Source organism: Sphingomonas faeni, from assembly GCF_003053745.1.
Lineage (GTDB): Bacteria > Pseudomonadota > Alphaproteobacteria > Sphingomonadales > Sphingomonadaceae > Sphingomonas > Sphingomonas faeni.
Window position 1 is genome coordinate 1 of record NZ_QAYE01000011.1, and the last position, 3,291, is coordinate 3,291.

At 56.9% G+C, this 3,291-nt stretch carries 6 protein-coding genes; 4 read left to right on the forward strand and 2 right to left on the reverse strand.

The window, feature by feature from the left end; genetic code table 11:
• The first annotated feature begins 251 nt into the window (after window positions 1–251).
• Window positions 252–530: a hypothetical protein gene (locus C8J25_RS17685; RefSeq protein WP_107955693.1), complete on the forward strand. Its 279-nt coding sequence runs from the start codon at window positions 252–254 to the stop codon at window positions 528–530.
• Between the two features lie 146 nt (window positions 531–676).
• Here the strand turns inward: C8J25_RS17685 and C8J25_RS17690 are convergent, their stop codons facing one another.
• Window positions 677–1,168, reverse strand: coding sequence for a hypothetical protein (locus tag C8J25_RS17690; RefSeq protein ID WP_107955694.1), 492 nt, complete (start codon window positions 1,166–1,168; stop codon window positions 677–679).
• An 888-nt stretch (window positions 1,169–2,056) separates the two neighbouring features.
• Here C8J25_RS17690 and C8J25_RS21320 point away from each other — a divergent pair.
• From C8J25_RS21320 to C8J25_RS17710, 3 genes are all read left to right on the forward strand, one after another.
• Window positions 2,057–2,179, forward strand: a complete 123-nt coding sequence (locus C8J25_RS21320) for a hypothetical protein (RefSeq protein WP_279628769.1) — start codon at window positions 2,057–2,059, stop codon at window positions 2,177–2,179.
• Window positions 2,176–2,502 carry an immunity 53 family protein gene (locus tag C8J25_RS17705; protein WP_107955696.1) on the forward strand — a complete coding sequence of 109 codons (327 nt, stop codon included), beginning with the start codon at window positions 2,176–2,178 and terminating at the stop codon, window positions 2,500–2,502. Before C8J25_RS21320 ends, C8J25_RS17705 begins: the two co-directional genes overlap by 4 nt.
• Before the next feature lie 158 nt (window positions 2,503–2,660).
• Entirely contained in the window at window positions 2,661–2,969 is a 309-nt protein-coding gene (locus tag C8J25_RS17710; protein WP_107955697.1) for a hypothetical protein, read from the forward strand.
• Between the two features lie 13 nt (window positions 2,970–2,982).
• Here the strand turns inward: C8J25_RS17710 and C8J25_RS17715 are convergent.
• A partial coding sequence (locus tag C8J25_RS17715; RefSeq protein ID WP_167397746.1) for a hypothetical protein occupies window positions 2,983–3,291 on the reverse strand: 309 nt, incomplete at its 5' end.

Consider the following 3,291-nt stretch of genomic DNA (forward strand, 5'->3'; position numbering starts at 1 on the left):
CGTCAGCCAGTACAGGTCGCTCATCCACGCTCTCCTCACGGAGCCTGAATCAGATCGCGCCTCTCACATCAATGGGTCCTGACCCTAGCTTGCGGACTAGTGACTTTCGGCACTGTTCTGAGCCTACGCCGTCAGCGTCCATAACGTGCCATCCGGCCATCCCGCTTTCGTCTAATTGTTGCCTCTCGCATCGCAGGTGGCGCTTCCCGAAAGCCGACGTTACGATTGGCCAAAAATTGAGACGGGGTAGTATGAAAGCGGCGTTTTGGCGTTTTGCACACCAGCACTATCAAAGCAGGGCGCCGCTGCTCCTCGTCGATGCCGCAGCATTCACATGGTTCGCGTTCTTCGCGCTGATCTATGGAGCGGCTCTGCTGGCTGGCTGGTCGCCGGGTTTCATAGAGGTGCTGGTCGGGCTTCTTCTAGTAGGCGGTCCGCTGATAGTGGGGATGCTACATCGCCGTATCAGGATCGAAGCGGCCAAGGCCCCTGACGCGCTGTATAGGAAGCGGCTGCTCACAAGTCGGTAATCCACGGCATCCGCTGTCCAGCACAGCGCCCCGAAAGCCGCCCGTCCGCTTTCCTCTCCCATTAGGGCCGTTCATGATGCAGAAACGCGATCGGTCCCACCGTGCTGTCGCTAACTGCAAGCTGGCATCGCAGAAAATACCTATCGTCACCAGTCGACGATATCAGACCAAAAGGGAACGTAGCGAGTTTCCCCAATCAGGTGGGTGCCGCCAAACTCATTTTCGAAATACTCAATTAGATTTGCACCGTAATAAATAGTGTCGAAGCCGTGCATAGAGAAAACGGGATTGCCTGCTATCTCTGGAGTTTGCGGGATGAAGCGGTGGCCGAGTAGCGGAATTAGTTTGGGAACCTGCCTTACGGCGTCGCGAACCACTTCTTGTCGAGCACCCTTTTCAGCAGGACGCTCACCCCAGCCGGGCCACCAAAGCCCGTTTTCGTCAACGTCAAACAAAAGTAGTTCTGTCGGCCAAGCAAGCATCTCCTGAATGCGATGATCGTCCGCGTTCCAATTATATCCGCCGACAGGGCTTCTATCCAAAAGAAGAGCCGCTAGATCGGGCGGGAAGCGGATATCGTACCGCTCCTGCGCTCGGTCCAGTTCGGACTGTGTGAAGCCGGATGTCCAGTTATTCATTCGTGAAAGCATCGCGCTGGAACGTCCAATATGCAACGATCTCCAGCGAAAATCTGCCCGTCTGCAATCCTTCCCATTCCGGCCATTCCGCTTTCACCCATAATCGGCCGTTCAGGTCCGAATTTGTCGATCCCGAAACCGGCCATTGACGGCGGGGAAGCTACGGTTACCATTCGTAACAATGAGAGCAGCATTACCCGCGGCGTTGATGATTTGCTCAGGGTGTTCGAACGCCTGCCAGAACACCGTCGCCTCCCGAAGCCCTTCGCCTGATGGCACACATGTCGCGGTGCTATTCCAGCGGGACTGCGGAGCGACCACGGGCTTCTCCACCCAAATTTCGATATTGGACGCGAACGATAAACCATCGGGAGGGGGCAACGCGTTCGTTGCAGATGACGATCACGGTGCCGCTAGGGTCGGTGACTGGGAAGGGTCATGGGCCGACATGAAGTGGCTTTCGCCGGAACGCCTACGTATCCGATACGCCACAAAGTCTAGGGTATTCAAACAGAAGGAGAGTGTCTCCGGAGTGAGCGTCAGCTATCAGATGGTCGGCAGCTAACGCCCAAAGTAGGCCTTTCAAAGTCAGTCCCCGGCTTCCCGATTGCAGACGGTCGTTCAGGGATGCACTGTGCCTACATGGAGCACGCATCCCTCGTAGGATTTTTATCCGGGACCCTGTCGCCAGAGGTGCTGGCAGGTGAAATCGCTACCGAAGTAGCGGCCTGCAACGCCGCCTGCGAAGCAGGTGGAAGTGGCTACATCATCATCACGGATGGACCATGTTTCGAAGTGACGAGAGAGGGAGCGGGACGGCTGCTCGCCGCTATCGCTGAAGAACGATTGTCCTTTGAACTCGCGAACTATGTCGCAGATTGCCTAATCATGAGCGACGACTTCGATTTCGCCGACGATGCCGTGCGAGACGCGATCCATTTCGCCGAGGATGACAGCAGACCACCGACGCAGGACGAGACGATCCAGGCACTCGCGGTGCTGGCAGCGTGAACGACGACAATCTCCTCTGGCTGGCGCAGTGGTATCTATCCCAATGCGATAACGACTGGGAGCATTCCTACGGCGTGAAGATCGACACGATCGACAATCCCGGATGGTCGCTCAAGATCGATTTGACCGACACGCAGATGGAAGGGCGTGCCTTTGAGCGTGCGGAGCACGGTGAGCCTAGCGACGACTTAGAAGAGTGGCAGCGGACTGGAAGCTGGTTGGTTGCGCGTGTGGAGGGTGACTCCTTTGACGTTTCTTGCGGACCGCTGGACTTGTCGGCTGCCGTTGGGGTGTTCAGGCGCTGGGTAGAGGCGGCAGCATAGCGCAACGGCCGCTTACGCTCGCCCTCGACCCTAAAGCAGCCCGTCCGCTATCCTTCCCAAAGCGGTCAGGCGGCTTTGGGACAGCCACGGCGGTAATCGGACATTGCCGATCTTGGTCCTCACTGGCACGACAAACCGCATAGCAGGGAAAAACGCGAATGCTTGATCGACTTGGACTCGGCGGAGATGGCGACGAGATCGAAGCGATCGAGGACGTCGAGCGGGACTTTCACGTCAAGATTGAAACCACTACCGCTATCGAATGGCGCACCGTTGGCGACGTGTATAACGCCCTGCTTCTCGTGCTACCGGACTACGTGAAAGCTCAGCCGACCACATGGCGACGGTTCTGCCGTGCGCTTTGTCAGGTGACCGGTGATGACCCCGAGGCCGTAGGAAGGGATACAATTCTGATCGGTAGGCCTTGGGGCGTCATTGCCGGGATCAGAAGGCTCTTCGGTCGCTGATGGGAGGAAGCGGTCATACCTTCATGGATTTTGCCGTAGTTGCCACCGCTGCGAGCAAATGCTCGAATTCCTCGATTTCGGCAGGTGAGACGCCAAACTTCGTCAATAAGGAAGATGTGGTTCGTATGCCGCCTACGTACGCATCCACTTGGTCCTCGAATTCTCCGTTGACGAATGTTTCATAGTGGAGTTGCGGGGAGCAATCCAAAACTCGCTGTTTGATTCCTGCCTTCGAGCGCGAAGGATAGCGATCAAGCATTTCAGTCGGCATGATGACAGGAATGTAACGCAGGAGAAGCTCAACAGCGGCGAAGCGAGAGTC

Bases quoted from the DNA above. Each gene is read 5' to 3' on its own strand.
- C8J25_RS21320 (WP_279628769.1), top strand. From the start codon at position 2,057: ATGAGCGACGACTTCGATTTCGCCGACGATGCCGTGCGAGACGCGATC.
- C8J25_RS17690 (WP_107955694.1), bottom strand. From the start codon at position 1,168: ATGAATAACTGGACATCCGGCTTCACACAGTCCGAACTGGACCGAGCG.
- C8J25_RS17685 (WP_107955693.1), top strand. From the start codon at position 252: ATGAAAGCGGCGTTTTGGCGTTTTGCACACCAGCACTATCAAAGCAGG.
- C8J25_RS17710 (WP_107955697.1), top strand. From the start codon at position 2,661: ATGCTTGATCGACTTGGACTCGGCGGAGATGGCGACGAGATCGAAGCG.